The sequence below is a fragment of the Bergeriella denitrificans NBRC 102155 genome, from assembly GCF_001592185.1.
In the GTDB taxonomy this organism is placed as follows: domain Bacteria; phylum Pseudomonadota; class Gammaproteobacteria; order Burkholderiales; family Neisseriaceae; genus Neisseria; species Neisseria denitrificans.
In genome coordinates this window covers 1-888 of record NZ_BCWL01000356.1, presented here as the reverse complement: position 1 = coordinate 888, position 888 = coordinate 1, and the positions used below count along the sequence as shown (strand labels likewise).

Sequence of the window (888 nt, the reverse complement as noted above, 5' to 3'; positions counted from 1 at the left end):
TATTTTTTTACCGTGAATTTAAATGACCGCCGTCAAGATTATCTTGTCCGCTATATCGAGGCATTTCGAGCCGCATTCCGTGAAATGCAGCAATATTTGCCGTCTGAAACCCTCGCCATCTGTATTTTGCCCGACCATTTCCATTGGGTTGTGGTTTTACCCGAAAACGACCATGATTTTTCCCGTCGCATCCAAAATTTAAAAATCAATTTCACTAAACGCTTACCGCTTTCCTTATACAATCCACAGGCAGGGCAAACCGGTAAAAGGGAAAGCGGCATCTGGCAAAGCAAATTTTGGGAACATGCCATCCGCGATGAGCGGGATTTATACAACCACATTGCCTATACCTATTACAATCCTGTCAAACACGGCTACGCCAAAAGCGTTGCTGATTGGCCGTTTTCCTCGTTTCACCGTGATGTTTCAGACGGCCTTTTTCCAATCGATTGGGGCGGGGCGGTTTCGGAAGAGATTAAAAATCTGTATGTTGAAAGGCCATAACCGAAGGAGGGTAATTGTGATTAAAAGAAATCCCGTTCACGGATGCGGCAATTCACTCGCAGAATGGGGGGAACTTGGAATCCAAGCGTTGCTCTTTGCCTTATGGCAAAGTCATGTGTAGGACGCCCGTCGCTCATTTGAAAATGAGATAAAACCATCGGATGTCACATCATCCTTTGCCTCGCGGCAAAGCAATTTGTAGGACGGGCATCCTTGCCCGTCGCTCATTTGAAAAATGAGATAAAACCATCGGATATCACATTATCCTTTGCCTCGCGGCAAAGCGATTTGTAGGACGGGCATCCTTGCCCGTCGCTCACTCGAAGAGTGAGATAAAACCATTGGATTTCAACATTATCCTTTGCCTTGCGGCAAAGCGACGGG

1 protein-coding gene is annotated in these 888 nt (G+C 46.4%); it reads left to right on the top strand.

Annotated elements, in window-relative coordinates; all coding sequences use genetic code 11:
* The coding region (locus BDE01S_RS10785; protein ID WP_066081457.1) for an REP-associated tyrosine transposase at positions 1-504 on the top strand (504 nt) is incomplete at its 5' end.
* Between the last annotated feature and the right edge of the window lie 384 nt (positions 505-888).